28 protein-coding genes are annotated in these 26792 nt (G+C 59.4%); 18 read left to right on the top strand and 10 right to left on the bottom strand.

What is annotated here, in order from left to right:
- Nucleotides 1–36: 36 nt before the first annotated feature.
- The 3 genes from trxA to V0R60_RS18275 are packed head-to-tail and all read right to left on the bottom strand — an operon-like array spanning nt 37 to nt 2046.
- Nucleotides 37–909: a thioredoxin gene (gene trxA, locus V0R60_RS18285; RefSeq protein WP_330080465.1), complete on the bottom strand. Its 873-nt coding sequence runs from the start codon at nt 907–909 to the stop codon at nt 37–39.
- A 31-nt stretch (nt 910–940) separates the two neighbouring features.
- A complete protein-coding gene (locus V0R60_RS18280) occupies nt 941–1600 on the bottom strand; it encodes a class I SAM-dependent methyltransferase (RefSeq protein WP_136474284.1) in 660 nt (219 codons plus the stop codon).
- Entirely contained in the window at nt 1600–2046 is a 447-nt protein-coding gene (locus V0R60_RS18275; RefSeq protein ID WP_330080464.1) for a hypothetical protein, read from the bottom strand. The genes V0R60_RS18280 and V0R60_RS18275 overlap by 1 nt, the downstream gene beginning before the upstream one ends.
- Nucleotides 2047–2153: 107 nt before the next feature.
- Here V0R60_RS18275 and nrdR point away from each other — a divergent pair, with 107 nt between their 5' ends.
- The 12 genes from nrdR to V0R60_RS18215 all read left to right on the top strand — a co-directional run bounded on the left by nrdR (nt 2154) and on the right by V0R60_RS18215 (nt 10832).
- A complete protein-coding gene (gene nrdR, locus V0R60_RS18270; RefSeq protein ID WP_038606259.1) occupies nt 2154–2618 on the top strand; it encodes a transcriptional regulator NrdR in 465 nt (154 codons plus the stop codon).
- 2 nt (nt 2619–2620) lie between these two features.
- Nucleotides 2621–3751, top strand: coding sequence for a bifunctional diaminohydroxyphosphoribosylaminopyrimidine deaminase/5-amino-6-(5-phosphoribosylamino)uracil reductase RibD (gene ribD / locus V0R60_RS18265; RefSeq protein WP_330080463.1), 1131 nt, complete (start codon nt 2621–2623; stop codon nt 3749–3751).
- Between the two features lie 42 nt (nt 3752–3793).
- Nucleotides 3794–4459, top strand: a complete 666-nt coding sequence (locus V0R60_RS18260; RefSeq protein WP_136474287.1) for a riboflavin synthase — start codon at nt 3794–3796, stop codon at nt 4457–4459.
- An 18-nt stretch (nt 4460–4477) separates the two neighbouring features.
- The gene (gene ribBA, locus V0R60_RS18255; RefSeq protein ID WP_136474288.1) at nt 4478–5569 is read left to right on the top strand and encodes a bifunctional 3,4-dihydroxy-2-butanone-4-phosphate synthase/GTP cyclohydrolase II; all 1092 of its coding nucleotides are present in this window, start codon (nt 4478–4480) and stop codon (nt 5567–5569) included.
- 88 nt (nt 5570–5657) lie between these two features.
- Nucleotides 5658–6134, top strand: coding sequence for a 6,7-dimethyl-8-ribityllumazine synthase (gene ribH, locus V0R60_RS18250; RefSeq protein ID WP_043861893.1), 477 nt, complete (start codon nt 5658–5660; stop codon nt 6132–6134).
- The gene (gene nusB / locus V0R60_RS18245; protein ID WP_136474289.1) at nt 6131–6631 is read left to right on the top strand and encodes a transcription antitermination factor NusB; all 501 of its coding nucleotides are present in this window, start codon (nt 6131–6133) and stop codon (nt 6629–6631) included. The genes ribH and nusB overlap by 4 nt, the downstream gene beginning before the upstream one ends.
- Before the next feature lie 18 nt (nt 6632–6649).
- A complete protein-coding gene (gene thiL, locus V0R60_RS18240) occupies nt 6650–7615 on the top strand; it encodes a thiamine-phosphate kinase (protein WP_330080462.1) in 966 nt (321 codons plus the stop codon).
- Entirely contained in the window at nt 7612–8115 is a 504-nt protein-coding gene (locus V0R60_RS18235; protein WP_045182556.1) for a phosphatidylglycerophosphatase A family protein, read from the top strand. The genes thiL and V0R60_RS18235 overlap by 4 nt, the downstream gene beginning before the upstream one ends.
- Nucleotides 8116–8127: 12 nt before the next feature.
- Complete coding sequence (locus V0R60_RS18230; RefSeq protein WP_330080461.1) at nt 8128–8883, top strand: substrate-binding periplasmic protein; 756 nt, start codon at nt 8128–8130, stop codon at nt 8881–8883.
- Between the two features lie 106 nt (nt 8884–8989).
- Nucleotides 8990–9607 (top strand): GTP cyclohydrolase II, encoded by a 618-nt coding sequence (gene ribA / locus V0R60_RS18225; protein ID WP_168198425.1) that lies wholly within the window; start codon nt 8990–8992, stop codon nt 9605–9607.
- The gene (locus V0R60_RS18220; RefSeq protein ID WP_330080460.1) at nt 9604–10023 is read left to right on the top strand and encodes an MFS transporter; all 420 of its coding nucleotides are present in this window, start codon (nt 9604–9606) and stop codon (nt 10021–10023) included. The genes ribA and V0R60_RS18220 overlap by 4 nt, the downstream gene beginning before the upstream one ends.
- A complete protein-coding gene (locus V0R60_RS18215) occupies nt 10023–10832 on the top strand; it encodes a cobalamin-binding protein (protein ID WP_330080459.1) in 810 nt (269 codons plus the stop codon). The genes V0R60_RS18220 and V0R60_RS18215 overlap by 1 nt, the downstream gene beginning before the upstream one ends.
- On the opposite strand, the gene V0R60_RS18210 is transcribed toward V0R60_RS18215, so the two are convergent.
- The 4 genes from V0R60_RS18210 to V0R60_RS18195 all read right to left on the bottom strand — a co-directional run bounded on the left by V0R60_RS18210 (nt 10810) and on the right by V0R60_RS18195 (nt 15895).
- Complete coding sequence (locus V0R60_RS18210) at nt 10810–12663, bottom strand: TonB-dependent receptor domain-containing protein (RefSeq protein ID WP_330080458.1); 1854 nt, start codon at nt 12661–12663, stop codon at nt 10810–10812. The two genes, V0R60_RS18215 and V0R60_RS18210, sit on opposite strands and share 23 nt — an antisense overlap.
- Nucleotides 12664–12732: 69 nt before the next feature.
- Nucleotides 12733–14631 (bottom strand): 1-deoxy-D-xylulose-5-phosphate synthase, encoded by a 1899-nt coding sequence (gene dxs, locus V0R60_RS18205; protein WP_330080457.1) that lies wholly within the window; start codon nt 14629–14631, stop codon nt 12733–12735.
- Nucleotides 14632–14768: 137 nt separating this feature from the next.
- Nucleotides 14769–15656, bottom strand: a complete 888-nt coding sequence (ispA, locus tag V0R60_RS18200; protein WP_136474297.1) for a (2E,6E)-farnesyl diphosphate synthase — start codon at nt 15654–15656, stop codon at nt 14769–14771.
- A complete protein-coding gene (locus V0R60_RS18195) occupies nt 15653–15895 on the bottom strand; it encodes an exodeoxyribonuclease VII small subunit (RefSeq protein ID WP_045182568.1) in 243 nt (80 codons plus the stop codon). The genes ispA and V0R60_RS18195 overlap by 4 nt, the downstream gene beginning before the upstream one ends.
- A gap of 243 nt (nt 15896–16138) precedes the next feature.
- Between V0R60_RS18195 and V0R60_RS18190 the strand changes: the two genes are divergently transcribed.
- From V0R60_RS18190 to V0R60_RS18175, 4 genes are all read left to right on the top strand, one after another.
- A complete protein-coding gene (locus tag V0R60_RS18190) occupies nt 16139–17542 on the top strand; it encodes an MBOAT family O-acyltransferase (RefSeq protein WP_256658315.1) in 1404 nt (467 codons plus the stop codon).
- The gene (locus V0R60_RS18185) at nt 17529–18656 is read left to right on the top strand and encodes an SGNH/GDSL hydrolase family protein (protein WP_330080456.1); all 1128 of its coding nucleotides are present in this window, start codon (nt 17529–17531) and stop codon (nt 18654–18656) included. The genes V0R60_RS18190 and V0R60_RS18185 overlap by 14 nt, the downstream gene beginning before the upstream one ends.
- Nucleotides 18656–19861, top strand: a complete 1206-nt coding sequence (locus V0R60_RS18180) for an SGNH/GDSL hydrolase family protein (RefSeq protein ID WP_330080455.1) — start codon at nt 18656–18658, stop codon at nt 19859–19861. The genes V0R60_RS18185 and V0R60_RS18180 overlap by 1 nt, the downstream gene beginning before the upstream one ends.
- 255 nt (nt 19862–20116) lie before the next feature.
- Nucleotides 20117–21322 (top strand): RtcB family protein, encoded by a 1206-nt coding sequence (locus tag V0R60_RS18175; protein WP_330080454.1) that lies wholly within the window; start codon nt 20117–20119, stop codon nt 21320–21322.
- 75 nt (nt 21323–21397) lie between these two features.
- Here V0R60_RS18175 and V0R60_RS18170 read toward each other — a convergent pair whose 3' ends face one another.
- Both V0R60_RS18170 and V0R60_RS18165 read right to left on the bottom strand, forming a co-directional pair.
- Nucleotides 21398–22390 carry a toxin-antitoxin system YwqK family antitoxin gene (locus V0R60_RS18170; RefSeq protein WP_330080453.1) on the bottom strand — a complete coding sequence of 331 codons (993 nt, stop codon included), beginning with the start codon at nt 22388–22390 and terminating at the stop codon, nt 21398–21400.
- Between the two features lie 108 nt (nt 22391–22498).
- The gene (locus V0R60_RS18165) at nt 22499–23440 is read right to left on the bottom strand and encodes a LysR family transcriptional regulator (protein WP_330080452.1); all 942 of its coding nucleotides are present in this window, start codon (nt 23438–23440) and stop codon (nt 22499–22501) included.
- Between the two features lie 87 nt (nt 23441–23527).
- On the opposite strand from V0R60_RS18165, the gene V0R60_RS18160 reads away from it, so the two are divergent.
- Nucleotides 23528–24853, top strand: coding sequence for an MFS transporter (locus V0R60_RS18160; RefSeq protein ID WP_330080451.1), 1326 nt, complete (start codon nt 23528–23530; stop codon nt 24851–24853).
- A 32-nt stretch (nt 24854–24885) separates the two neighbouring features.
- Nucleotides 24886–25818, top strand: a complete 933-nt coding sequence (locus V0R60_RS18155; protein ID WP_330080450.1) for a carbon-nitrogen hydrolase family protein — start codon at nt 24886–24888, stop codon at nt 25816–25818.
- A gap of 69 nt (nt 25819–25887) precedes the next feature.
- Here the strand turns inward: V0R60_RS18155 and V0R60_RS18150 are convergent, their stop codons facing one another.
- Nucleotides 25888–26760 (bottom strand): WYL domain-containing protein, encoded by an 873-nt coding sequence (locus V0R60_RS18150; protein WP_330080449.1) that lies wholly within the window; start codon nt 26758–26760, stop codon nt 25888–25890.
- Nucleotides 26761–26792 lie beyond the last annotated feature (32 nt).

Here is a 26792-nt window from a genome sequence, read left to right as displayed (position 1 = left end):
TAAACAAGCCACCTGCCCCCGCCAGTCGTCGAGCAATTAGTACAACGCCGCGAACAACTTGCGACGGTAGGTACCCACCAGCGGATGATCATTGCCCAGCAGGTCGAACACCTGCAGCAGCGTTTTGTGCGGGAGGCCGCCTTCATAGCCGCGGTTACGCATGAACAACTTGAGCATGCCATCCAGAGCGGCTTCGTACTGCTGGCGCGACAACTGCTGGATGCACAGTTGATAGGCCGCCTCGTCGTCTTCACCGTTTTGCGCCAGGCGCGCTTTGAGGTCGGCGACTTCGGGCAGGTCTGCAGCCTGGCGCAGGAAGGTCAGTTGCGCCTTGGCACCGGCCAGCGCCGCTTTGTGCTCGTCGCTTTTGACTGCATCGAGCACTGCCTGGGCTTCATCCAATTCGCCGCGCTCTGCCAGGCAGCGGGCGTACAGAATCAACGCACCGGCATTGCTGTTATCTTCGCTCAGCAACGCCTTGAGGGTGGCTTCGGCTTCGCTGAAGCGACCTTCGGCAAACAGTCCCTGGGCAAGTTCCAGAGGATCAGCCGCAGTCGGCGCTGGCATTTGCACATGAGGCTCGAGCAGGGCGCGTATCGCCGATTCTGGCTGGGCACCGGTAAAGCCATCGACTGGCTGGCCGTCCTTGAACAGTACTACGGTTGGCAGGCTGCGAATACCGAAGCGGGCGACGATGTCTTGCTCGATATCGCAATTGACCTTGGCCAGCAACAGTTCGCCTTGATAGCTCTCGGTAATTTGCGCGAGCAGCGGCATCAGCGCTTTGCAGGGGGCGCACCACTCGGCCCAGAAATCGACCAGCACCGGTTTGTGGTGGGAGTTGGCGATTACCAGCTGATCGAAATCGGCAGCGCTGGTGTCGAAAACATAAGGGGTGTCTTGGCTCATCGCGACTCTCGAAAATCCGTGAATGGCATCACTATAAAGGCTGGCGGCTGGCGTGGTACAGGCTGACCCTACGGAATTCGTGGGGCTCGGCCAGGTCCGGCAAGGTCAGCGCCTCAAGCACGCCCAAAGGTTGGTACAGCGGGTGGCTGAAGTCTCGTACACGCGAGTCAGCAACCAGGGCTTGTTGGCCTCGACTGAGAAAACTGTCCAGCAACGGCAGGTTGGCCCGGTCATAGAGCACATCGGCGACCAGAATCAGATCAAAGCGATCATCCTCCTGAAAGAAATCCTCCGAATAGTTCAGCTCCACGCCATTGAGTTCTGCGTTGGCCCGGCAGGCCTGCAGCGCCAGTGGGTCGAGGTCGCAGGCCACCACTTCGAGGGCGCCCGCCCGCGCGGCAGCGATGCCGGCAATGCCGGAGCCTGCGCCAAAATCCAGCACACGCTTACCCTGCACCCAGTGCCGGTGCTGATCCAGATAGCGCGCCATGGCCAGGCCGCTGGCCCAGCAGAAGCTCCAGTAGGGTGGCTCATGGAGGATGCGCCGGGTTTCCTCGGAGCTGAATTCACGGTCCATGTTCTCGGCGTCAATCAGCCAGAGCTTGAGTGAGCACTCCGGCAGGTCGCTTACCACCAGCCGAGCGTCCCCGAGTAGTTCACCCAGAGCCTGCTGCAGGGGCGCCGGCGCCATCATGGCGCCTTTTCGAAGCGCAGCGGACCGGTTGCCTGGCTTTGCGCCTGAGCGATCCGCACGGGCGGCAGGTGCAGAATCAATTGGCCGGACTTGCTGGCGCGACCGCGTAGCTCAACGCGGGCACCTGCTGGAAAGGCCTGCGGGTTAAACCGCAGTTGATACGGCAAATCGAGTCCGTTGCCACTCAAGGTGCTGCTGGCCAGCAGGTTTTGCGGGCGGCCGCGTTCATCGATGACCAATAGGGCCAGCTCGACTTCGGCCCCTGCTGGAATATTGAGCAGGGTTCCGCTCAATTCACGTTGGTAGGCTGGCAGCGGACCGAGACTTTTCGGCGTTTTACTGGCAACCGGTGCCTTGGGCGCCGGTGCAGACGTGGGTTGATCGCTGCTACAGGCGGCTAACAAGGCAGCAAAACAGAGCACAACGAGCGCTCGAAATGGCATGGGGAATTCCTTCGCGGCATATTTCCTCAGTGGATGGTAACCCCTTTGGCTTGTCTTGCCAGTGGGATGCGCTACCATGGCCCTCCCTTTTTTTGTTGCCTGCCACCATGCACTGTCCCTTCTGCGGTGCCAACGACACCAAGGTCATCGACTCGCGACTTGTAGCCGAGGGCGAGCAAGTGCGCCGTCGACGCGAATGCGTTGCCTGCGGCGAACGTTTCACCACCTTCGAAACAGCCGAGCTGGTTCTGCCCCGCCTGATCAAACAGGACGGCAGTCGCCAACCCTTCGACGAAGAAAAACTGCGTGCTGGCATGCAGCGCGCCCTGGAAAAGCGACCGGTCAGCGTCGAGCGCCTGGAAGCGGCGTTGGCGCATATCAAGCACAAGCTGCGAGCGACCGGCGAGCGCGAGGTCAAATCCCTGGTAGTCGGTGAACTGGTGATGAACGAGCTGCAAAAGCTCGATGAAGTCGCCTACATCCGATTCGCCTCGGTTTATCGGCGCTTCCAGGACCTCAACGAGTTTCGTGAAGAAATCGATCGCCTGGCGCGTGAGCCGGCTAAAGAGTAGGCATGTCAAACGAACGCGCAGTACTCGACGCCCATTACATGGCCCGTGCCCTGGAACTGGCTCGCAAGGGCTTGTATTCAACCCACCCCAACCCGCGTGTCGGGTGTGTGATCGTGCGCGATGGTCAGATCGTCGGCGAAGGCTGGCATGTCAGAGCGGGTGAGCCTCACGCCGAAGTACACGCGTTGCGTGAAGCGGGCGAGCTGGCGCGTGGCGCCTGCGCTTATGTCACCCTTGAACCGTGCAGCCACCACGGGCGTACGCCGCCTTGTGCCGAGGCGCTGGTCAAGGCGGGCGTAGCGCGTGTGGTCGCGGCCATGCGGGACCCCAACCCCCAAGTGGCGGGGCAAGGGCTCAAGCGCTTGGCCGAAGTCGGTATCGACGTTGCCAGCGGTGTGCTCGAAGCCGAAGCGCGCGCGCTCAACCCAGGCTTTCTCAAACGCATGGAGTGCGGCCTGCCGTTTGTGCGGGCAAAGCTTGCGATGAGCCTGGATGGCCGCACGGCCATGGCCAACGGCGAGAGCCAGTGGATAACAGGCCCCGCCGCGCGTTCAGCAGTACAGCGCCTGCGTGCCCGCTCCAGCGTGGTGCTGACCAGTGCCCAAAGCGTGCTGGCCGACAATGCGCGAATGACCGTGCGCGGTGACGAGTTGGGCCTTGATCCGCAAACCACCGCACTTGCCCTCGAGCGCCCACCGTTGCGTGTGCTGGTCGATGGCCGCTTGCGCCTGCCACTCGATGCGCCGTTCTTCAAGGCCGGGCCGGCACTGGTAATTACCGCAGCGGCCGTTGATCCGGCCTATGCCGAAGCCGGTCATGAGTTGCTGCACTTGCCGGGTGTCAACGGCCGAGTGGATCTGCCTGCGCTGCTGCGCGAGTTGGCGGCGCGCGGAAGCAGTGAAGTGTTGTTGGAAGCAGGAGCCGGATTGGTAGGCGCTTTTGCCCAGCTTGGCCTGATCGACGAATATCAGATCTTTGTTGCCGGCAAGTTTCTGGGCTCCAGCGCCCGGCCTTTGCTGGATTTGCCGCTGAACCACATGTGTGAGGCGGTGCAGTTGAAAATTACTGAAATGCGCGCAGTAGGCGATGACTGGCGAGTCACTGCGGTTCCTGTGCCGACACCCGGCGTATAATTCCAGGCTAGCTACGCGCAGCCCTGTTCTCGAGGAGGACTCATGTTCACCGGCATCATCGAATCCATCGGCAGTATCCGCTCCCTGACTCCCAAAGGCGGCGACGTGCGGGTATATGTCGAAACCGGCAAGCTCGACCTGGGCGACGTCAAACTGGGCGACAGTATCGCCGTCAACGGTGTTTGCTTGACAGCTGTCGAGCTGCCTGGCGATGGCTTCTGGGCGGACGTCAGTCGCGAAACCCTGGATTGCACCGCCTTCAACGACCTCAAGAGCGGTAGCCGGGTCAATCTGGAGAAGGCGCTGACGCCGACTACGCGCCTGGGCGGCCACCTGGTCAGCGGCCATGTCGACGGTGTCGGCGAAGTGGTCTCGCGCAGCGATAACGCCCGCGCCATCCAGTTCCGCATTCGTGCGCCCAAGGAACTGGCCAAATACATTGCCCACAAAGGCTCGATCACTGTCGATGGCACCAGCCTGACAGTGAACGTCGTCGATGGCGCCGAATTCGAGCTGACCATCGTCCCGCATACCCTGGCCGAAACCATCATGGCCGACTACCGTCCAGGTCGTCGGGTCAACCTTGAGGTCGACCTGCTGGCCCGTTACCTGGAGCGTTTGCTGCTGGGTGACAAAGCTGCAGAGTCGAGCAACGGCAGCGGCATTACCGAAAGTTTCCTGGCCGCCAACGGCTACCTGAAATCCTGATTTGAAAGGGGGTGCCGCGTGGCGCTCAACAGCATCGAAGAACTGGTTGAAGACATCCGCCAAGGCAAAATGGTCATCCTGATGGATGACGAAGACCGCGAGAACGAAGGCGATGTGATCATGGCTGCCGAGTGCTGCCAGGCCGAGCACATCAACTTCATGGCCAAGCATGCCCGTGGTCTGATCTGCATGCCGATGTCGCGTGAGCGCTGCGAAACGCTCAAGCTGCCACTGATGGCGCCGCGTAACGGTTCCGGTTTCGGTACCAAATTCACCGTCTCGATCGAAGCCGCAACCGGCGTCACCACCGGTATTTCCGCGGCTGATCGCGCTCGCACTGTGCAGGCTGCCGCCGCTCGTGATGCCAAGGCCGAAGACATCGTCAGCCCGGGGCACATCTTCCCGCTGATGGCGCAACCTGGCGGAACCCTGGCCCGTGCAGGCCACACCGAAGCGGCTTGCGACCTGGCGCGCATGGCTGGTTTCGAACCAAGCGGTGTGATCTGTGAAGTGATGAACGACGACGGCACCATGTCCCGTCGCCCGGAACTGGAGGCATTTGCCGCCGAGCACGGCATCAAGATTGGCACCATTGCCGACCTGATTCATTACCGCATGATCCACGAACGTACCGTTCAGCGGATTTCCGAGCAGCCGTTGGACAGCGAACTGGGCAGTTTCAACCTGGTGACCTACCGCGATTCGGTGGAAGGCGATGTGCACATGGCTCTGACCCTGGGCAACATCTGTGCAGAAGAACCGACGCTGGTGCGGGTACACAACATGGACCCACTGCGCGACCTGTTGATGGTCAAGCAGCCAGGTCGCTGGAGCCTGCGCGCCGCCATGAGCGCGGTCGCCGAGGCCGGCAGCGGTGTGGTGTTGCTGCTCGGTCACCCGCTGGAAGGCGATGTATTGCTGGCGCATATCCGTGAAAGCGCTGATGCCTCTCCAGTGAAAACGCCGACCACCTACAGCACGGTCGGTGCCGGTTCGCAGATTCTGCGGGACCTGGGCGTACGCAAAATGCGCCTCATGAGCTCACCAATGAAGTTCAATGCGATATCCGGATTCGATCTGGAAGTTGTAGAATACGTGCCCTCCGAATAAAGCAGGGGCGATTCCCGCTGTTGATTCGGAACAAAACTCCCACAGGCCGCACCGTTGCGGCCTGGCTCTTTAAGATGAGAACCCCACAATGTCCCTGAAGACCATCGAAGGTACCTTCATTGCCCCCAAAGGTCGCTATGCTTTGGTGGTTGGCCGCTTCAACAGCTTCGTAGTCGAAAGCCTGGTAAGCGGTGCCGTTGATGCCCTGGTTCGCCATGGCGTGAGCGAAAGCGACATCACCATCATTCGTGCCCCGGGTGCGTTCGAGATCCCGTTGGTTGCACAGAAAGTTGCCCAACAAAGCGAATATGCCGCAATCATCGCCCTGGGCGCAGTGATTCGTGGCGGTACCCCGCACTTTGAATACGTGGCGGGCGAATGCACCAAGGGCCTGGCCCAGGTGTCCATGGAGTTCGGCGTACCGGTGGCATTCGGTGTCCTGACTGTCGACTCGATTGAACAGGCCATTGAGCGTTCCGGCACCAAAGCCGGCAACAAGGGTGCCGAAGCTGCTCTGTCCGCCCTGGAAATGGTCAGCCTGCTGGCGCAGTTGGAGGCCAAGTGATTAGCGACGAAAGCGATCGTTTCAACCCGCGCGATCCAAAACCTGCGGATGCTGGCAAACCATCGAAAAGCGCCAAGCGTCGCGAAGCTCGTCAGCTTGCGACTCAAGCGCTGTACCAATGGCACATGGCCAAGCACTCGCTGAACGAGATCGAAGCACAGTTCCGGGTCGATAACGATTTCACCGATGTCGATGGTGCCTATTTCCGCGAAATCCTGCATGGGGTTCCGGCAATCAAGGAAGAAATCGACAAGGCTCTGGTCCCGTGCCTGGACCTGGCCCTTGAAGAACTCGACCCGGTTGAACTGGCGGTTTTGCGCCTGTCTACCTGGGAGTTCATCAAGCGCGTTGACGTGCCATACCGTGTAGTCATCAACGAAGGTGTCGAGTTGGCCAAGGTCTACGGCGCCACCGACGGCCACAAGTTCGTCAACGGTGTGCTCGACAAACTGGCTCCACGGCTGCGTGAAGCCGAAGTAAAGGCGTTCAAGCGCTGATTCCGGCGCTGATTGCCAATGGGTGAGTTCGAGCTGATTCGCCATTTCTTCGCCGCCGCGCCTTGCGCGCAAGGCGGCGAAGCGGTTGCGTTGGGCATTGGCGACGATTGCGCCTTGCTCAGCCTGGCGCCGGGTGAACAGCTGGCGATCTCCACCGATACGCTGGTGGCCGGGGTGCATTTCCCGGCTGTCTGCGACCCTTTTTTGCTCGGTCAGCGTTCGCTGGCTGTTGCTGCCAGTGATCTGGCTGCCATGGGCGCCACGCCCATTGGCTTTACCCTTGCCCTGACCCTGCCAGAGGTGCGTGCCGACTGGCTGCAGGCCTATGCCCACGGCCTGAACCAGATGGCGCAAGCTTGCCAACTCAGCCTTATCGGTGGTGACACTACCCGTGGCCCGCTGAGCTTGACCATGACCGTGTTCGGCCGCGTGCCCTCTGGTTTGGCCCTGACCCGCAGCGGCGCCCGTGCTGGTGACTTGCTGTGCGTGGGTGGCGAGCTTGGCAATGCTGCCGGTGCCTTGCCGTTGGTGCTTGGCCAGCAGCAGGCTGGCCCGGCGGTGGCTGATCCGCTGCTGGCCCATTACTGGTCGCCCCAGCCGCAATTTGCTCTGGGGCAGGCGCTACGCGGCAAGGCTACTTCGGCGTTGGATATTTCCGATGGGCTGTTGGCCGATTGTGGGCATATCGCCAAGGCGTCGCAGGTGTCTGTGCAAGTGCAACTGAGCAGGCTGCCAATCTCGCCGGCGCTGCAAACGTTATTCGGTCATCAAGGGGCTCAACAAGCCGCATTGACCGGCGGTGACGATTACGTACTGGCGTTCACCTTGCCTGAGGAGGAGCTTGCACCCCTGCTGGAGGCCAGTTGGCCGATCCATGTGGTGGGGCGTGTAGGCGCTGGCGCTGGCGTTTCCCTGGTAGATGACCAGGGCAAGGACATCACCCCGACAACCCGGGGTTATCAACATTTTAGGGAGCAACCGTGACCGACCACCCCAATCAGGTGCCTGCGGAGAATGTTCCGCCTTCGGTCTGGCGCAATCCTTGGCACTTTCTCGCATTCGGCTTCGGCTCCGGGACCTTGCCCAAGGCGCCGGGAACCTGGGGCTCGCTGGTAGCGTTACCCTTCATTCCGCTGTGGCAGATGCTGCCCGACTGGGGCTACTGGCTGATGCTGGGCCTGACCATGCTGTTCGGCTTCTGGCTGTGCGGCAAAGTTGCCGATGACTTGCGTGTTCACGACCATGAAGGCATTGTCTGGGACGAAATGGTCGGCATGTGGATCACCCTCTGGCTGGTTCCGGAAGGTTGGCAATGGCTACTGGCGGGCTTTTTGATGTTCCGTTTCTTCGACATCCTCAAGCCCTGGCCGATTCGCTGGATTGACCGCCATGTGCATGGCGGCGTCGGAATCATGCTTGACGATGTGCTGGCGGGCGTCTTCGCTTGGTTGGGTATGCAAGTGCTTGTATGGAGTGTCACTTAAGGGAGTGGTGCAATGCGTGGATGGCGAGTAGTCCTGTTGATCCTGGCGCTGGTTGCCAGTGGCGTTCATGCCAGCGAGACAATCACAATTCCCAAGCAGGTACGACTGGCCAGCGAGATCTGGGAGGACTACACCAACGCCGACGGTAGCGGCATCGCCTGGGATATTCTGCGCAAGGTATTCGAGCCGGCTGGCGTCAAGGTCCAGAGCGTCAGTGTCCCGTATAGCAGGGCAATTGGCCTGGTCAAACGCGGCGAAGCCGATGCCTGGGTGGGTTCCTATTTTGAAGAAAGCGCTGACAACCTCTATCCGCGCTGGCATTTCGATACCGACCACATCTACGCCCTGAGCCTGGCCAGCAAGCCGCTGCCTACCTTGGATAACCTCGGCCAGTTCAAACTTTCCTGGGTTCGTGGCTACGACTACCAGAGTTACCTGCCCAAGGTTGGCGAATACCGCGAGGTGCAGCGGCGCGAAGGGATACTGCCGATGCTCGAGCGTGGGCGGGTGGATTTCTATATCGATGCGCAGACTGAAGTCGATTACGTGCTCAATCAGGCTAACGAGAATGAGCGTCACAAGTTCCGCAGCGTTCACATCGCCGAATTGCCGATGTACCTGGCGTTTGGCAACACCGAAGAGGGGCGGGCGCTCAAGGCGTTGTTCGATCAGCGCATGGATGTACTGGTCGCCAGTGGTGAGTTGCGGGCGATCTTCAGTCATTGGTCCCAGCCCTATCCCTTCGACAAGGTGAAGGGCCAGAAGTAGCTCAAATCGTACCTGTCGATGGGTTTGAGCAAACATTCGACCTGAGCAGCCTGCTCACATGCTGGTACAATCGGCCCACTTCAAGCTTTCAATTCAGGAGCACAAAGTGCCCGTCGTCTTTGTTGCCGCTTCCAAGCTGCCTACCCCGTTTGCGACTTTCACCATGCATGGCTTTCTTGATGAGGCCACGGGCCGCGAGCACGTTGTGCTCAGTCTGGGTGATATAGCGGATGGGCAACCGGTGTTGGGGCGCCTGCATTCCGAATGCCTTACCGGCGATGCGCTGTTCAGTCAGCGTTGCGACTGTGGCTCGCAGCTTGAAGCTGCCTTGCAGGCCATTGCGCGCGAGGGCCGCGGTGTATTGCTGTACCTGCGTCAGGAAGGTCGTGGCATTGGCTTGCTGAACAAGATTCGCGCCTACGAATTGCAAGACGGCGGCGCCGATACCGTCGAGGCCAACGAGCGCCTCGGTTTCGCGGCTGATCAACGCGACTACGGCATGTGCCAACCGATGCTTGAGCACCTGGGGGTCAAGTCGCTGCGGCTGATGACCAACAACCCGCGCAAGGTCAAGGCTTTGACCAGCATGGGTATCCCGGTAGCGGAGCGCGTGCCGTTGCATACCGGTCACAATCCGCACAACAAACACTACCTGGCCACCAAGGCTGGCAAGCTTGGCCACATGATGGGCAACGAGCACCAGAGCGAGGCCGGCCAGGCGTGACCCGGGCTCAGGTTCGCCGCCGTTTGCAACTGTCGTGGTGGCAATATCTTGCTGTCGCATTGGCGCCTTTGCTGGTGTTTAGCGCGGTCTTTGCTGACGGCCAGGACTTGATTCCGGTCCTGGCCATGCCGATGTTCATTGCCGGCGTGGCGTCGATGTTCCTCAGCCTGTCGCGCTTCGGCGCCTACAAGCATGCGCTGATTGCCACCCAAAAGTCCCTCGACAGCGACGCCGAGCCTGCAGCCTGGATCGAGCTGGCGCGAGTGCTGCGCAAGGGCATGCTGTTCGCCTGCCTGCCAGCTTGGATCTCCGCCTTGTCGGTGTTCGTGGGCCTGGAAGGTGTGCCGCGGATACTCCTGGCTGTTTCCAGTCTGGTACTGCTCTACCTTTATCGTATTCCGCGTCAGTTGGGCTGATGCGCGGCATACTGCTGCTGGTGTTGCTGATACTGGCCGCACCGCTCGCTGCAGCCCAGCGGGTGGTCAGCCTGGCGCCTTCGCTATCGGAAATCGTTGTCGAACTGCAGGCTACTGACCTGCTGGTGGGTATGCTCGATGGTGGCGAGCGTCCGACTGCGTTGGCCCACGTGCCTTCAATAGGGCGTTATGGCCAGATCGATATGGAGCGTCTGCTCAGCCTCAAGCCGGATTTGTTGTTGCTCTGGCCGGGGAGTGTACCGGCAGCCCAACGCGACCAGCTGCGGCGGCTGGGTATCGCCACCTACACGGCTGAACCTCATGGTATCGACGAACTGATCGAGCAGATCGAAGCTATCGGCGCGCAACTGGGGCGAGCCGAGCAAGGGCGCGAGCGGGCGCAGCAACTGCGTGTGCAGTTGCAGGGGCTGCGAGCTCGTTATCACCGCGAGCAGCCGCTGCGGGTGTTCTACCAAGTCTGGGACAAACCCTTGTATACCGTGGGCGGCGGGCAAATTGTCAGCGATGCCCTGGCGGTGTGTGGCGCACGCAATGTGTTTGCCGAACTAACGATACCGGCGCCGCAGGTCAACCTGGAGTCAGTGCTGTTACGGGATCCGCAGGTGATCATCGCCAGCGAACAGGCCCAGCTCGATGCCTGGAAGGCTTGGCCGCAGGTGGATGCGGTACGCCATGATCGCTTGCTGCAGGTACCGGACAAAGGCCTGGAACGGCCCAGTGGGCAGATGATCGAGGCAACGGCGCGGTTGTGTCAGTTGCTGGAGACTAAAGCGCCGGTGTCCAAGTGATGCCGAGTAGCCAGGTGCGGCCTTCTTCGCGGTAATCGGCGAAGCCTGAGCGGTAGTTGTACTGGGCTCGACTGTAGGTTTTGTCCAGCAGATTATCTGCCTTCAGTTCCAGGCGCAGTTCATTGCTGAGGTTCCAACTGCTGCGCAAACCGAGCAGGCCGTAGCCGCTCAGCGTCCTGGTGTTATCTGCGTCGGCATAGCTACTGCTGACCGCTTGCCAACTGGCGCCCAGCCCCAGGCGATCAAACTGACGGTCCACATCCAGGCTGAGCGTGCGGCGTGCGCGACGCTCCAGGGTGTGACCGGAATCGCGGTCGCGAGGATCGATCAGCGACAGTCCCAGGCTGCTTTGCCAGCCGAACCACTCCTGATGCAGACTGGCCTCAAACCCATTGATCCGGGCCGAACCCACGTTGTGCGGGATGAAGCTGCTGCCATAGACAATCGCGTTGCGAAGGTCCGTGCGATACAACGACGTTTCCAAGCGAGTGCTCTCGCTCAGCTGGCTGCGCCATTGCAACTCGTAGCTTTTCGAGCGTTCGGGCTTAAGGTTGGGGTCGCTGAAATCCGGGTAGTAAAGGTCGTTGAAGTTAGGCGCCCGGAAACCTTCGCTGTAGGACAGCAGAACGTCGTTATTCGCGTTCAGCGGCAGACTCAAGCTGGCGCTCCAGCTGTTTTGGCTACCAAACTGCTGGTTTTGATCGCGGCGCATGCCAACTTCGGTAGAAAAACTGTCGCCCTTGTACCGGTGTTGGAAGAAGGCTGCGCGGTTCCAGCGACTGTCCTCGTTGAGCGGGGAGCTGGTATGTAATCGGTCCTGGTACCAATCACCGCCCAGCAACAGGTTATTGCGTTCATCCAGGCTGAAATCGTTCTGCCAATTGATTGAGTCGCGATAGGTATTGAATTCGCTACCACCGGGCTGCAACGAATCGCGCTTGGTGTCGCGGTTCTCGCTGTGGCCCAGCTCCAGTCGCGAATGCCAGGCGTCGCTGAGCTGCGCGTCGGCGTAAGTGCCGATGCTGCTGACGTTGAAATCGGTATAAGGCTGGCTGGCGTCGATGAAAAGATTGTCGTATTCGCTACGGCCCCAGCTGTCGAGCAGGTTCAAGCCCAGTTCCAGGGACTCGCTGGCAACATGACTGAGGCTCAAGCTTACGCTTTTGTTGCGATACGCATCGTGATCGGCGTTGGCTGGATAAGACTCGCGGGTTGCATTGATGCCGGCGCTTTCTTCAAGGCCAGCAGCAAGGTTGAAGCGGGTGCGTTCATCTCCCCCCGACAGGCCGATATCACGCTGCCAGGTTTGGTTGCTTCCAGCGCCCAAGTGCAGGCGAGGCTGCAATCCGGGTTTGTTGGCGCGGCGCGTAAATATCTGAATCACGCCGCCAATGGCGTCGCTGCCGTAGATCGCCGAACGCGAGCCGCGAAGAACCTCGACGCGTTCAATCTGGTCGATGTTCAGAAACTGCAGGCCGCTGTCGCCGGAGGAGGTATTGGCGATGCGAACGCCATCAACCAGAACCAGGCTCTGCGCCGACTTGGTGCCGCGAATATAAATACCCGGCAGGCTGCCCCGCCCGCCCGTTCGCGACACTTGCACGCCCGGCACACGGGTCAGCAGGTCAGTGACGCTGGAAGGCTGCAAGCGGTCGATATCATTGCGTGTGAACACCGTGTTGGCGGCACTGGTTTGCGTGCGGTCTTCCACTTGGCGATTGGCGCTGATCAGGGTGTTGGGCAGCTTCAGGGCGCTGTCGCGATCAATGGGGTCGGCAAGTAGCGAGGTGGGCAGGCACAGCAGGAGCGGGGTCAGGCGCGAGAGTTTCATGGCAGTTCCGTGGCAATCGCGGGGCAAGCTCGCTCCCACGGTGGAAGCGAGCTGCCCCGCAATCAGGCATCAAAGACCGAGCAGTTGCATCCGCTGACGCACCGAGGTTTCGATTCCGGCTGCGTCCAGGCCACACTCGGCCAGCATCTGGGCAGGCTTTGCATGTTCTACATAGACGTCTGGCAAGCCCAGATGCAGTACCGGTTTGAGTATGGCTTCGCGGGCAAGAAACTCGCTTACCGCCGCACCGGCACCACCCATGATGGCGTTTTCTTCAATGGTCACCAGCAGCTCATGGCTGGCGGCCATTTCACGTACCAAGGCTTCGTCCATTGGTTTGACAAAACGCATGTCGACCACGGTTGCGTCGAGGCTTTCGGCGACCTTCAAGGCCTCGGCGAGCTGCACGCCGAACACCAGCATGGCGATCTTGCTGCCTTTACGGCGAACTACACCCTTACCGATTTCAAGCGGCTCGAGGCTGCTGTCGATGGTAGCGTTCGGGCCACTGCCACGCGGGTAGCGAACGGCCGCGGGGCCGTTGTACAGATGGCCGGTGCTGAGCATTTTGCGCAGTTCGTTCTCGTCGCTAGGGGTCATCACCAGCATGCCGGGGATGCAGCGTAAGTACGACAAATCGTAACTGCCCGCGTGAGTCGGACCGTCTTCGCCAACCAGACCGGCACGGTCAATAGCGAACAGTACGTCGAGGTTCTGCACCGCAACGTCGTGTATCAGCTGATCGTAGGCGCGCTGCAGGAACGTCGAGTAAATGGCCACCACCGGTTTTGCACCTTCGCAGGCCATCCCGGCCGCCAGGGTAACCGCGTGCTGTTCGGCAATGGCCACGTCGAAATAGCGCTCTGGATAACGTTCGCTGAACGCCACCAGATCAGAACCTTCTTTCATGGCTGGGGTAATGCCGACCAAGCGCTGATCAGCAGCAGCCATGTCGCAAAGCCATTGGCCAAAGACTGCCGAATACTTCGGTCCGCCAGCCTTTTTTGGCGCGGCAGCCGGAGCATCGACGGGTTCGAGCTTGGTGATGGCGTGGTAGCCGATCGGGTCGATCTCGGCTGGGGCGAAGCCTTTACCTTTTTTGGTGACTACATGCAGGAACTGCGGGCCTTTGAGGTCGCGCATGTTGCGCAGGGTAGTGATCAGTGTTGGCAGGTCGTGACCGTCGATGGGGCCGATGTAGTTCCAGCCCAGCTCTTCGAACAGGGTGCCAGGCACCAGCATGCCCTTGGCATACTCTTCGGTGCGGCGGGCAATTTCCCAGGCGCCGGGCAGTCGCGAAAGTACCTTCTTGCTGCCTTCACGCATGCTCGAATAGGTGCGGCTCGAGAGAATCTTGGCCAAATAGTTGGACAAGCCACCCACGTTGCGCGAAATCGACATGTCGTTGTCGTTGAGGATCACCAGCATGTCGGCATCGACTTCCTGGGCGTGGTTCAACGCCTCGAATGCCATGCCAGCGGTCAGCGCGCCGTCGCCGATCACGGCAATCGACTTGCGCGGATCATTCTGCAGTCGGGCGGCAATGGCCATGCCCAGGGCGGCACTGATCGAGGTGCTGGAGTGACCGACGCCAAAGGTGTCGTACTCGCTCTCGGCGCGACGCGGGAAGGCGGCCAGGCCGTCCTTCTGGCGCAGGGTGTTCATGCGCTGGCGGCGACCGGTGAGGATCTTGTGCGGATAGGCCTGGTGACCCACGTCCCACACCAACCGGTCGTCCGGGGTGTCGAAAACGTAGTGCAGGGCAATCGTAAGCTCGATTACGCCCAGGCCGGCACCGAAATGCCCGCCGGTTTGACCAACGGTATAGAGCAATTCCTGGCGCAGTTCGTCAGCCAGGTTCTCCAGGTCGGCTTCAGCCAGCCGACGCAAGCCGGCAGGCGTATCGGCACGGTCGAGCAGCGGCGTGACCGGGCGTTCGCGGGGGATCTCTTGAAACGTCGTGGGCATCAGGCGAATCGTTATAGATATGAAGTGGCGGCAGTTTACCTTATTGCGGTAATAGCTGCCCATTTGAGCTAATCGCGAGGCAAGTCTACTCCCACAATTACGGTGGGAGCAGGCTTGTTCCGCGATGCAGTCAGTACTTAGTTACGGCGCTCAACGATATAACGCGCCAGTTCACGCAACGGCTCGGCTGCTGCGTCGAATGGCCGCAGGGCGGTCAGGGCCTGGTCGCGCAGCTCAATGGCGTAAGCCTTGGCGGCTTCCAGTCCGAGCAATGCCGGGTAGGTCGGTTTGTCCCGGGCGATATCGGCACCCTGGCGTTTGCCCAGGGTTTCGGTGTCGCTCTCAACATCAAGAATGTCGTCTTGCACCTGGAATGCCAGGCCAATGGCTTGGGCGTAGGTCTGCAGGGCCTTGAGCTGTGCTTCGTCGGCACGCGCACTGGCCAGGGCGCCCAGTCGGACGCTGGCTTCGATCAGGGCGCCGGTTTTATGCCGGTGCATGAACTCAAGGGCTGTCTGGTCAAGCTTGAGGCCTACCGAACCGAGGTCGATGGCCTGGCCGCCGACCATACCGGCTGGGCCTGCAGCCGAAGCCAGGGTTCGCACCATCGCCAGGCGGGTTCCGTCAGCTTGCGGGCTCAACGCGGGATCGAGCAGGGCGTTGAACGCCAGGCTCTGCAGCCCGTCGCCAGCGAGAATTGCGCAGGCTTCGTCAAACGCCTTGTGAGTAGTGGGCTGGCCCCGGCGCAGATCATCGTCGTCCATGGCTGGCAAGTCGTCATGCACCAGCGAATACGCATGGATCAGTTCGACAGCGCAGGCGGCGCCATTGGCTTGCTCAGCAGCGCCACCTAGCGCTTCGCAAGCGGCATAGGCGAGCAACGGACGCACACGCTTGCCACCGTTCATCACGCTGTAGCGCATGGCGGCGTACAAGCGGGTCAGCTCTACCGAAGGAGGAACAAACAACTGCTCGAGGGCCGCATCGACCCGTGCCTGGCAACTGGCCTGATAAGTGGTGATCATTCGGCCTGTTCCGCGTCGAATGGTTCGGCCTTCAGTTCGCCGTCGCGCTCCAGCAAAACCTGGACTTTCTGTTCGGCCTGGACAAGGGCGCTCTGACAATCACGGGTCAGGCTGATGCCTTGCTCGAACGCAGTCAGTGAGTCTTCCAGCGACAGCTCACCGTTCTCCAGGCGCTCGACCAGCGCTTGCAAGTCGGCGAGGGATTGCTCGAAATCAATAGAGGCTTTTTTTCGGGCCATGGCGGCTGTCTCGGTGGCGGTATAAACGGCGCGACACTAGCAGAGCGGGGCGGGGGGAGCAAATCGGCAGGGCGGATCTTTCGTCGCATTCTGTTGCATAAAGACCGACGGCTAATACTTGCTTTTACTCAAGGGCTCGCATTGTGGGCGCTTGCAGCTCTCTGCCATAATCGCGACCGCTTTATCTCGCGGCATTCGCGAAGGTGGGCCTCCTTTGTCTGACGTCACGTAATGGACTACGTTGTGAGCTTCCTTTCTATCGAGTTCGGTCTTAGCTTCACCCTGTTTTTCGTCATTTACTGGAGTTTGTGCTGGAGCGTTCGCCTTCAGAACCTACTACTGCTAGGGGCAAGCTACGCGCTGGTCGCCAGTTTCAGCCTCAATTCGCTGTACGTCCTTCTCGGCTACAGTGCCCTGGTTTACCTGTTGGGCTTGCTGGGTGAGCGTTATCCGGGGCGGCGTTTCAGTTATTTACTGGTACTGCTGTTGGTGCTGGGCTGCTTTTATCTGTTCAAGTATCAAGAGTTCTTTGTCGCAAGTGTGCAAGGCGCATTGCTGGGTGCCGGCATTGACGTGTCGTTACCGGTGCTGGAGCTGCTGGTACCGATTGGCTTGTCGTTTTATACCTTTCACTCGGTCAGCTACCTGGTGTCGATCAATCGACGCGAGATGCCCAGCGCGAGCCCTCAGGACCTGGCCCTGTACCTGGCGTTTTTCCCCAGTCTGATTGCCGGTCCGGTCAATCGCGCCGCGCATATGCTGCCGCAGATCCGCCCGCAGGTCATGCGCCAGGTACTGGAGCCCCAGCGTGCCCTCGGGCTGATCGCCCTGGCGGTGGTCAAACTGTTCTTCTGCAGCGCCTGGTTGGCGAGCCAATGGGTCGATCCAGTATTCGAAACGCCAGGCAGTTACACGGCAGAACAGACACTCCTGAGTGTGTATGGCTACAGCTTTCTGATCTATTTCAACTTCAGTGGCTACACCAACCTGGTAACCGGCATCGCCCTGCTGCTGGGCTTTCGTTTGCCCGACAACTTCAATGCCCCATACGCCGCTCACAACCTCAAGGAGTTCTGGGCACGCTGGCATATCAGCCTGTCGCTGTTCATTCGTGATTACGTGTACATCCCTTTGGGCGGCAATCGTCGCGGTGTATGGCGCGGCAATCTGAATATGCTCCTGGCCATGCTGATTTCCGGCCTGTGGCACGGGGCGAGCCTCAACTTCGTCATTTGGGGCGCGTTGCACGGTGTGGGCCTGGCGCTCTACAAAGCATCGACCTACTTCCTGCCGCAACCGATGCGTTGGCCGGGAGCGGGGGTGGCAGCGCGTTTGCTGACATTCCACTACGTGGCCTTTGCCTGGATCTTTTTCCGCAGTGCGAATCTGGATGAAGCCATGGACATCCTGTCTGGCATTGCCGGCATGAGCCTGGACGGCGTGTTCTCGTCGACCGGTCTGCTGCTGTTGGCCAGCGTTGTGTATGTGGCGGTATATCCGCAATTGCTGGTGTTGCTGCGCCAGTTCTTTGCCGCATCGACCCGTTTACCCTGGCAGTTGTACCCGGTACCCCTGGGGATCTTCGTGTCACTGGTTATCTTCGCTTCGCAGTCAGGCGTGCCGGGGTTTATCTATGCAAGTTTCTAGTTCTGGCCAGCTATTGCGCGTGCAACTGGATGCAGCCAAAGCCTTCTACGCAATTGTCCTGACCACGCTGTTGCTGTTCTGGTTGAACCAGGACTCGATCAGCCTCTATTGCCAGCAGAAATACCATCAGAGCTGCGAGCTGCCAGTGCTTGGACAAAGTCCGGCGTGGCGCTTGGGTGGCAACCTGACCCAGGCGCTGGGGGCGGCTCGCGACAGCTTTGTGGTCAGCCTGGAAAAAAGTCTGGAGCCTGGCCAGACGGCAGTAGCTGAAGTGAAAACCGTCGAGCTGCCTGCGCCGATACCGGTGGTATCGGTCAATCTGGTCACTGCGCATCAGCCGGCAGCGGCGGTGGTGAGCAAGCCTGTGGCCGTCAAAGTGGCCACGCCAGCGGTCGCCGTGGCGCCGGTCAAACCGGCAGCGTCCGTTGCTGCCAGCGTATTGCCGTCGGCCACAGTCGTGTCACTGGCGGCAGGTGATGAGGTTTTTCTTGTTGGTGACTCGCTGATGCAAGGCGTTGCGCCGCATCTGGCCAACAGCCTGCGCAAGCGCTACCAGATCAAAAGCGTCAACCTCAGCCGGCAAAGTACCGGGCTGGCGTATCCAGGGTTTTTCAACTGGCCTCGAACCGTTGCGCAAACCCTCGACAGCTCGCCGAACATTCGCTTGATGGTCATTTTTCTCGGGCCTAATGACCCGTGGGACATGCCGCAGGGCAAGGGCAAACCCTTCCTGCGCTTCAAGTCGCCGGATTGGGAAACTGCCTATCGCCAGCGTATCGATACGATTTTGCAGGAGGCACGTGAACATCAGGTCCAGGTGATCTGGGTAGGGCCGCCAAACATGCAAAAACCCAAGCTCTCCACCGCCATGGCCTACCTCAGCAACTTGTACCGAGAGCAGACCGGGCTTTATCAACAGCACTACCTCTCTGCCAACCCTGTGCTGGGTTACAAGGATGAGACGTTCTCCTATACCTTGCAGAACAGTCAAGGCAAACGGGTCAAGACACGTGTCGATGACGGCATTCATTTCACCATTACCGGGCAGAAGCTGATCGCCGAACAGATACTGTCGATGATCGCCTTCCCGGGGCTCACTGTAACGGGACACTGATGCGTCGACTGCATAACATTCTGGGGTTGGCCCTGCTGATCTGTGCGTTGCCGGGCTGCAGCCCGGTGGCGGCAGTCAGCGGCTCGACGCCTGCGGCCAATGCTGCGGCCAGACCGCAGGCAAGCCAGGGCAACGGCAACCTGATGGTGCTGGCCAACAAGTTCAAGGGCGCAAGTCGTGCGCCGGTTACTATCGTCCAGTTCGGCGACTCACACACGGCGGCCGATCTCTTCACCGGTGAAATGCGCCGCTTGCTTCAAGGGCAATATGGCGATGGCGGGATCGGTCTGATTGCTGCAACCCCAGTGCCTGGCACCCGCTATGAGCAGGTCATCCTCAAAACTGCCAAACGGCACTGGGAGCTGGTGTCGGCGCGCAACCAGCAGAGTTCGCAGTTTCCGCTCGGCGGCTACCTGTCGGTGCCCTTGATAGCGAAACCCAGCGTGCGCATCGAAGCGCGTACACCCAGCGCCCAGCGCTACCGGGTTTCAGCGCTGTACCAGGCACAAGCGAGCACCAGCCTGCTATTGCGCGACAACCGCGGCCAGAACCGGCGGCTGCTGGCGGCGACCGGTGGACAATGGCGATTCGGCCCGGTGGTCAACAATATTGGATTGCCGCTGGAGCTGACTCTCGACACGCGTCCAGGCACAGTGCTGGGTGGCTGGTACCTGCAGAACCAGAAAAATGCCGGTGTCATCTACTCGGCCCTGGGTATCAACGGCGCCCGCCTGGAAGTCCAAGACAAATGGCAGCCCGGCTGGCAAGACACCCTCAAGTCGCTGCGCCCCGATCTGGTTATTCTCGCCTATGGCACCAACGAAGCCTTCGACGACACCCTTGACCTCAACCTGTATCAGGCCCAGCTCAAGCAGACCCTTGAGCGTCTGCGTCGTGACCTGCCGCGAGCAGCGGTGCTGATCGTCGGGCCGCCGGACTCGATCAAGCAACGCAAGGCACACAGTTGTGCCGCACGTCAGCCGCAAAAATTGGCAGCGATCATTGCCATCCAGCGCCAGGCAGCCCGGCAAGCCAACGCCCTGTTCTGGGATTGGCAGGCATACATGGGCGGGCAGTGCTCGGTTGTCGCCTGGCAGGCACAAGGTTTGGCGCGCGGAGATCTGGTGCACCTGACAGCGGATGGTTATCGCAAGAGTGCGGCTGGCCTGTATGAGTACCTGCGCACACAGTTGAAATTGAAGTAAGACAAGGAAAAGGAGAGGCGGGGACGACTTTGGGGTGGCTTGCGGCGTCCCATGAAGTCGTCGACCCGGCCCTCAAAAAGAAGAGGCCAATCCAGATGCCCGAGAGCACCTGCTCAGCAAGTGCCGACTGGCATCCGGCCAGTCGTGATTCGGTCCTCTGAAATACACCTTAGTTGCTGTCTGGTGTACTGTAAAATTTTCTGAACGCATTATGTGTCTAGTTGTAAGTACACGTGCGTATATCCAGGGGGTGACATGAACCTGCTTGAAGTGGCCGGTGGCAAACCGATCAAACTCTGGACCCAGGGCGTACCGGTAGAAGACGAGGCGCGCAAGCAACTGATCAACACTGCGAAGATGCCGTTTATCTTCAAGCATCTCGCGGTCATGCCGGATGTGCATCTGGGCAAGGGCTCGACCATCGGCAGCGTGATCCCCACCCTTGGCGCGATAATTCCCGCAGCAGTAGGTGTAGATATCGGCTGCGGCATGATCGCTGCCAGCACCTCGCTGGTGGCCAGCGACCTACCCGAAAACCTCCATCGCCTGCGCAGCGCCATCGAAAAAGCCGTACCCCATGGTAAAACTTTCGGCCGTCACGATCAGGGCGCTTGGGATCAGGTGCCGGCGCAGGCTGACCATGCCTGGCGGGGCTTGGTCGGGCGCTTCAACGTGATCACCGGCAAATACCCGCGACTGGAGAAAACCAACAACCGTCAGCACTTGGGCACGCTGGGCGGCGGCAACCATTTCATCGAAGTCTGTCTGGATGAAGCCGACCGCGTCTGGTTCATGCTACACAGTGGCTCACGCGGGGTAGGCAACGCCATTGGCAACTTGTTCATCGAATTGGCCCAGGCTGATATGCGCCAACACATCGCTAACTTGCCAGACAAGGATCTGGCCTATTTCGAAGAAGGCAGCCGTCACTTTGCCGATTACGTCGAAGCAGTTGAGTGGGCCCAGGACTTCGCCCGGCAAAACCGCGCGTTGATGATGCAGGCGGTGATTGCTGCCGCTCGCCAGGTGCTGAAAAAGCCATTCGAGGCCAACCTTGAAGCAGTCAACTGCCACCATAATTACGTGCAACGCGAACGCCACTTCGGCGAGGACATCCTGGTTACGCGCAAAGGCGCGGTGTCGGCGCAGAAAGGCCAACTGGGCATCATTCCCGGCTCCATGGGCGCCAAGAGCTTCATTGTTCGTGGCTTGGGCAATGAAGAGTCGTTCTGCTCGTGCAGCCACGGTGCTGGGCGCACCATGAGCCGCACCCAGGCGAAAAAACAGTTCACCCTCAACGACCAGGTGCGCGCCACCGCCCATGTCGAATGCCGTAAGGACAAAGACGTCATCGATGAGATCCCCATGGCCTACAAGAACATCGATGCGGTAATGCAGGCTCAGCGGGAGCTGGTAGAAGTGGTGCACACCTTGCGGCAAGTGGTGTGTGTGAAGGGCTGAACATTCAGGCTGTGCTTAAACAACAAGGGCAGCTGTTGAGCTGCCCTTGTTGGAAGTTTGCCAAGCGCTCGCCGCTTAAGGGCGTTTGCCTTCGGCGCACCAGGATTCCCACTCGCCGATCTGCTCACTGTTGATCAAGGCGTCTTCGCCGACTTCTGCGCGATACGCGTTCATCCAAGCGTCTTCGCAGCTTTCGTTAGAGGTTGTTGCAACGACGGGCACAAGGTTGCCCGGATAATCACTTTCAAAGTCTTCATCTTCTGCTTGTGGCGTACGCACCAGCTGAACTTCCTCAAGCAACGCACCGTCTAGCGGGTCGAATTTACGAACCCAGCCTGAAACGGCAACACCGTTTTCATAGATGAGTTCCGACGCTTGCAGCACGATGTCGGTGTGCAGGATGTTCTTGTACTTTTTCTGTACGCCATCGAGCTTGCCGTCTTTGTAGTTTTCTTCGGCGCCGACGAAATTCTTCAGGCTACCGGCGAAGTAGTCGAACTTGATCTGCGGGCCGTGCAGTTGGCCGTTGGCGTAGTTGTGCTTGCCGTTGGAGTCGGTCTCGAAACCGCTGAACTTAGTGCCATTGCTCCAGACCAGTTGCGTGATCACTTTACTGCCATCGGCGTTCCAGCGAGTTTCCTGGGCGTCCGGCTTGCCCTCCTTGAACGTCTGCTGATGAGTCAGCACGCCATTCTGGTACTCTTCGGCAACACCGTCCTGGCGGCCGTTCTTCCAGTTCTTCACCGAAATCGTGGTGCCTGACTTGGCGTCGAACACCGTCTCGGTGCCGTTCTTGCTGCCGGCGGCGTATTCAACTTCGTAGACTTTTTTAGCGTCGTAGAAACATTCGCCCTTGCCGCTGAAGCGGCCCTTTTCCACTTGCGTGTTACACAGCGCGGTAAGGCCTGGCAGACCGATTGGCAAATTAACGATGCGACCGGTGAAAGGATCGGAATCTCCGCTCTTGTACATCAGACCATTTTTAGTCACGACTTGCGCGTTGTCGATTTCGGCGCTGCAGCCGGTAAGAAAGACGGCGGCCAGAGCGACTGCAAGTAGATTTCTCATGTTGCGTTCCATATCGATGAGCATTCTGGAGAGTGGACAAGGCGGGAAGTCTCGATGCTTGGTTGGGTGATGTCAATGTAGTGGCGTCAGTGAAACCAGTACTTTTCTTCAGGTGGACGCCAGGGATCCACGCTGCAACGCTTGCGTGGTGTCGATGACAAAGCTGCGCAGCCAGCGGTTATGTGCGTCGTCGTTGTGCTCCACATCCCAGACCATGAATACGCGAAAGGCGGGGACGAAAATCGGCACAGGGCTTACGGTCAAGCGCGCTATGCGGGCATAGGACAGCGCTGCAAAAGTAGGCAATGTAGCGATCACGTCGCTGTGCACCAAGGTAGCCAGCGCGCCACTGAAGTGGGTGAAAGAGGCGGACACCCGGCGCGCGACACCTTCGCTTTCCAGCAGGTCGTCCACAAACCCTCGACGGCCATCGAAGGAAATCCTTACATGCTCATGCATCAGGTATTCGTCACGGGTAAGCGGGCTTTTCAGATTGAGCCGCGGGCCGTCGTACAAGCATGAGTAAGACGAAGAGAACAGCACTTGAGAGCTGTAGTGCGAAGTCAGCTCTTTGGGTTCGGAGCACAAGACCAGGTCGATGTCGGGGTCAGCCAACGATGTTTTCCACAGCGAGCTATTGCTCTGATGAAAGGCGAATTTAACTGAGAGACCGCGAGCCTTTGCCTCGTTGACCAGTCTTGGCGAAATGTAGCTCTCGATATCGTCCGATAGCGCAATGTTGAACACCCGATTAGAAGACTCGGCAGAAAATTGCGGGCGTTTTTCCACGATTGTGGCGACGGCTGTCAGGGCCTGCGTGATTTTCGGCGCTATTTCCAGCGCCCGCCTGGTTGGCACCATGCCGGTGCCGGTGCGGATGAACAGCTCGTCTTGAAACTGTTCACGAAGGCGCTTGAGCGAAGAGCTGACTGCCCCTTGAGTTACATGCAGCACCGCCGCTGCGCGGGTCACGCTGCGCTCATTCATCAAACATTGAAAAACAATGAGCAGGTTGAGATCGATCCTGCTGATATTAGCAATGCTAATCATGGCTATCTCTTATATTCGTTTGATTAATTTGCCCTGACATTCTTAATCTCGACCTGCACAAACACAACAATAAACGGGTGGCTGGGGATGCAAGAATCGATAGTGCAAACGCAACAGGGTGAGCATGTAGCCTCCCCAAACGATGCGGCAGAGCTGCGCAAGCGCGCCATTGCCGTCGGTATCGGCAACTTCATGGAATGGTTCGATTTCGCGATCTACGGCTACTTCGCCGCGGTTATCGGGCAACTGTTCTTCCCTTCCGCAGCCCCTGGCGTTTCGCTGTTGTCTTCCCTGGCAGTGTTTGCGGTGGGTTTTCTTTCAAGGCCGCTTGGTGCTGTGGTACTTGGGCCGATTGGCGACAAGCTGGGGCGCCGCGCAGTACTGATCATTACCGTGTTCGGTATGGGCTTGGCCACAACGCTGATCGGTTTGTTGCCCGGTTACGCCGCCATCGGTATTGCCGCGCCGATCCTGCTGGTTGCATTGCGCTTTTTGCAGGGCATGATGGTCGGGGGTGAGTGGTCCAGCGCCGGGATCTATATTGTCGAAAGTGCACCGGCCAACCGTCGAGCCACTGCAGCCAGCGTTATCACTGGCACAGCGGGAGCTGCGTTTCTGTGTGGTACGGCCATCGCGGCCATCATCACCGCGTCGCTTTCGGACGAGGACCTGATGCAATGGGGTTGGCGCGTACCCTTTGTTGCCTCGATCATCATGGCCGGCGTTGCCATGTACATCCGCCGCAAACTGGGCGATACACCGGTCTACGAAGCGCTACAGCACAAGCGTGCTACCAATGCTTTGGAGCAGGTGTCACGTCGGGCCAAACAACGTGCCTTTGTGATTTCGTTTGCGTTCTCCGCCCTGTTCGGCGTGTCGCTTTACTACTTCATCACCTACGCCAACACGCACCTGACCCAGACGGTTGGCCTGAGCAAATCGACGGCCTTGGTGCTATGTAGTCTTGCCCTGGTGCTCTACACCCTGTTCAACCCGTTGGTTGGCCGTCTGAGCGATCGCTTTGGTCGTCGTCCTTTCGTGTTGGCCGCGGCCGCGGGCCTGACCCTGCTGGCGTACCCGGTGTTCTTGCTGATGAACACCGGCAGCTTTGCCGCGATCATGCTGGGTCTGGTGATCATGGCCGTGTTGGTAGCTATTACCGCAGTAATGGATGTGGTGCTGCTGGTCGAAGTGTTTCCCGCTTCGATTCGTTCGACAGGTGCCGCCGTCGGTCACAACGTCGCCTTGGCGCTGCTGGCCGGTCCGGGCCCCTTCATTGCCGTGGCGCTGATCCAGGCTACCCATAACCCGAACATTCCCGCTGCCTATCTGGCGGCAGTGTCGCTGATCTGTTTCATCGTTCTGTGGTTCCTGCTTCCGGAAACCAAGGACCGGGACATCACTCGCGGTTAAGACGCTCTTCAATACTCATCAAGGGAAGACTCATGATCAAGGTAGCGGTAGTTCAAGCTTCATCCATTCCATTCGAGCCGCAGCTCAGCGCCGAGAAAGCGGCGGGGCTGATTCGCGAGGCTGCGGAGCAAGGCAGTGAACTTGCAGTGTTTCCCGAAGCGTTTCTTGGCGGTTACCCCAAAGGTGCTGCATTCGGCACGGTGGTAGGCAGCCGCAGTGACGTTGGCCGCGCTCAATACCTGCGCTATGTACAAGGCGCTGTCAGCCTGGAGGGTCCCGAACTGGCCCGGCTTTGCGAGGTGGTCAACGAAACCGGCGTACATGTGGTCATGGGTATTATCGAGCGCCTGGGTCGCACCCTGTACTGCACCGCCGTGACATTGGCGCCGGGCCAGGGTGTGGCCGGTTATCACCGTAAACTCATGCCGACTGGTCAGGAGCGCATCATTTGGGGCTTTGGTGACGGTTCAACCATCGCACCCGTTGATACGCCATTTGGCCGACTGGGCACGGTAATCTGCTGGGAGAACTACATGCCGGCCCTGCGTCAGGCAATGTATGCGCAGGGCACGGAAATCTACTGTGCGCCTACGGCTGATGATCGTCCGACCTGGGCGGCGTCCATGGTCCACATTGCTTTGGAAGGGCGGGTGCCGGTTCTTTCGGCGTGCCAGGCGATTACCCTTGGCGAGTACCCGCCAGCTTACCGGGAAGACTTTGGCCTGGACGCCGCAGACGGCGACTACATCATGCACGGCGGCAGCATGATCGTCAGTGCGACCGGACAGGTGCTTGCCGGACCGGTGTTCGATCAGGAGTCGATTTTGTATGCCGATATCGACTTGACCGTAGGGCAGGCCAGTAATCTCGATTTCGACGTGTGCGGGCATTACGCGCGGCCGGATGTGTTCAGCCTTAAGGTCAACACGGCGGCGATGAAACCGGTGGTGTTTGACGGGGAGTGACATCCCTTGATGTGGGAGTCAGCCTTGCAGGCGATGCCCGGCAAAGCCGGGCAAGAGGTATTAATCGTCTCAGTCATATAACCAAGGCTTAAGCGCCGCCAGGTTTTTCACCACAATCTGCTGGGCCTCAGGTTTGGGGTCCATGTTTTTGTGGTCGATCTGATAACGCTGCAGCACATATTTCACCAGCGCACGCCGGCTTGGAATTTGCAGCTGGCCGTCGACCATGCCGAAGTCGGTCTGAATGATCGCCTTCTGCGCGGCATCCAGGCGTTGATCGGGCTGAATAATCACTGAGACCTCAGTGTTCCACACCTCATCCAGCGCAATCCCATGCTCAGTCTTGTCGAGTAGATCTGGCACCCCGCGAAAGCGACTAAGTACAAAATCGCGATACTCACGGTTCTTTTCGCAATAGGCGCGTACATGCCAGCGCATCCCTGTGTTTACCAGGGTATGTGGGGCAATCAGGCGAACTTCTGGCTCAGGATTTTTCAGCGAAACATACTCGGTTTCCAGTCTGAGCCCCTCACGGCATGCCTTGAGCAACGGCCGCAATACCTCTGGGCGAATCGAACGGTCTGGAACCTCCAACACTTGCGTGTGGGCATAGGCGAGTTTCAGCCCTTCGATATGTTCGGCGCGTTCATTGTTTTGAAACAACAATTGTAAATAGGCGCTGGCGCTGTCGTCGATAAAGCGTGGCTTGAAAGCTTTCGCCGGCACGTAGCCCTTGAGCTGTTTGTCATATGTCAAGTTTCGGGGCGCATGATCGGTTATGTAGGTGTTGATGTCCTTCGACGCCTGCTGCCGACTGATGCCGAAGCTCTGCATCAAGTGCCCCGTGGTCAGTCGACCCTCCCACCAGGCTACTGTTTCAATCAAACGATAGCGAAGTGCCAGGTCCCAGCGAACCTGGGCAATGGATTGTGTGCGTTTCATGACCCCTCCATATGAGCCATAACTTTACCTGT

It is taken from the genome of Pseudomonas auratipiscis, assembly GCF_036324085.1.
GTDB classification, from domain to species: Bacteria; Pseudomonadota; Gammaproteobacteria; order Pseudomonadales; family Pseudomonadaceae; genus Aquipseudomonas; species Aquipseudomonas auratipiscis.
Note: the sequence above shows the minus strand (reverse complement) of the source record. Positions and strands in the feature narration are given on the sequence as shown.

Excerpts from the sequence above, each read along its gene's own strand:
- trxA (WP_330080465.1), bottom strand. The coding sequence starts at position 909 with ATGAGCCAAGACACCCCTTATGTTTTCGACACCAGCGCTGCCGATTTC.
- V0R60_RS18280 (WP_136474284.1), bottom strand. The coding sequence starts at position 1,600 with ATGGCGCCGGCGCCCCTGCAGCAGGCTCTGGGTGAACTACTCGGGGAC.
- V0R60_RS18275 (WP_330080464.1), bottom strand. The coding sequence starts at position 2,046 with ATGCCATTTCGAGCGCTCGTTGTGCTCTGTTTTGCTGCCTTGTTAGCC.
- nrdR (WP_038606259.1), top strand. The coding sequence starts at position 2,154 with ATGCACTGTCCCTTCTGCGGTGCCAACGACACCAAGGTCATCGACTCG.
- ribD (WP_330080463.1), top strand. The coding sequence starts at position 2,621 with ATGTCAAACGAACGCGCAGTACTCGACGCCCATTACATGGCCCGTGCC.
- V0R60_RS18260 (WP_136474287.1), top strand. The coding sequence starts at position 3,794 with ATGTTCACCGGCATCATCGAATCCATCGGCAGTATCCGCTCCCTGACT.
- ribH (WP_043861893.1), top strand. The coding sequence starts at position 5,658 with ATGTCCCTGAAGACCATCGAAGGTACCTTCATTGCCCCCAAAGGTCGC.
- thiL (WP_330080462.1), top strand. The coding sequence starts at position 6,650 with ATGGGTGAGTTCGAGCTGATTCGCCATTTCTTCGCCGCCGCGCCTTGC.
- V0R60_RS18230 (WP_330080461.1), top strand. The coding sequence starts at position 8,128 with ATGCGTGGATGGCGAGTAGTCCTGTTGATCCTGGCGCTGGTTGCCAGT.
- V0R60_RS18215 (WP_330080459.1), top strand. The coding sequence starts at position 10,023 with ATGCGCGGCATACTGCTGCTGGTGTTGCTGATACTGGCCGCACCGCTC.
- V0R60_RS18210 (WP_330080458.1), bottom strand. The coding sequence starts at position 12,663 with ATGAAACTCTCGCGCCTGACCCCGCTCCTGCTGTGCCTGCCCACCTCG.
- dxs (WP_330080457.1), bottom strand. The coding sequence starts at position 14,631 with ATGCCCACGACGTTTCAAGAGATCCCCCGCGAACGCCCGGTCACGCCG.
- ispA (WP_136474297.1), bottom strand. The coding sequence starts at position 15,656 with ATGATCACCACTTATCAGGCCAGTTGCCAGGCACGGGTCGATGCGGCC.
- V0R60_RS18195 (WP_045182568.1), bottom strand. The coding sequence starts at position 15,895 with ATGGCCCGAAAAAAAGCCTCTATTGATTTCGAGCAATCCCTCGCCGAC.
- V0R60_RS18185 (WP_330080456.1), top strand. The coding sequence starts at position 17,529 with ATGCAAGTTTCTAGTTCTGGCCAGCTATTGCGCGTGCAACTGGATGCA.
- V0R60_RS18180 (WP_330080455.1), top strand. The coding sequence starts at position 18,656 with ATGCGTCGACTGCATAACATTCTGGGGTTGGCCCTGCTGATCTGTGCG.
- V0R60_RS18175 (WP_330080454.1), top strand. The coding sequence starts at position 20,117 with ATGAACCTGCTTGAAGTGGCCGGTGGCAAACCGATCAAACTCTGGACC.
- V0R60_RS18170 (WP_330080453.1), bottom strand. The coding sequence starts at position 22,390 with ATGAGAAATCTACTTGCAGTCGCTCTGGCCGCCGTCTTTCTTACCGGC.
- V0R60_RS18165 (WP_330080452.1), bottom strand. The coding sequence starts at position 23,440 with ATGATTAGCATTGCTAATATCAGCAGGATCGATCTCAACCTGCTCATT.
- V0R60_RS18160 (WP_330080451.1), top strand. The coding sequence starts at position 23,528 with ATGCAAGAATCGATAGTGCAAACGCAACAGGGTGAGCATGTAGCCTCC.
- V0R60_RS18155 (WP_330080450.1), top strand. The coding sequence starts at position 24,886 with ATGATCAAGGTAGCGGTAGTTCAAGCTTCATCCATTCCATTCGAGCCG.
- V0R60_RS18150 (WP_330080449.1), bottom strand. The coding sequence starts at position 26,760 with ATGAAACGCACACAATCCATTGCCCAGGTTCGCTGGGACCTGGCACTT.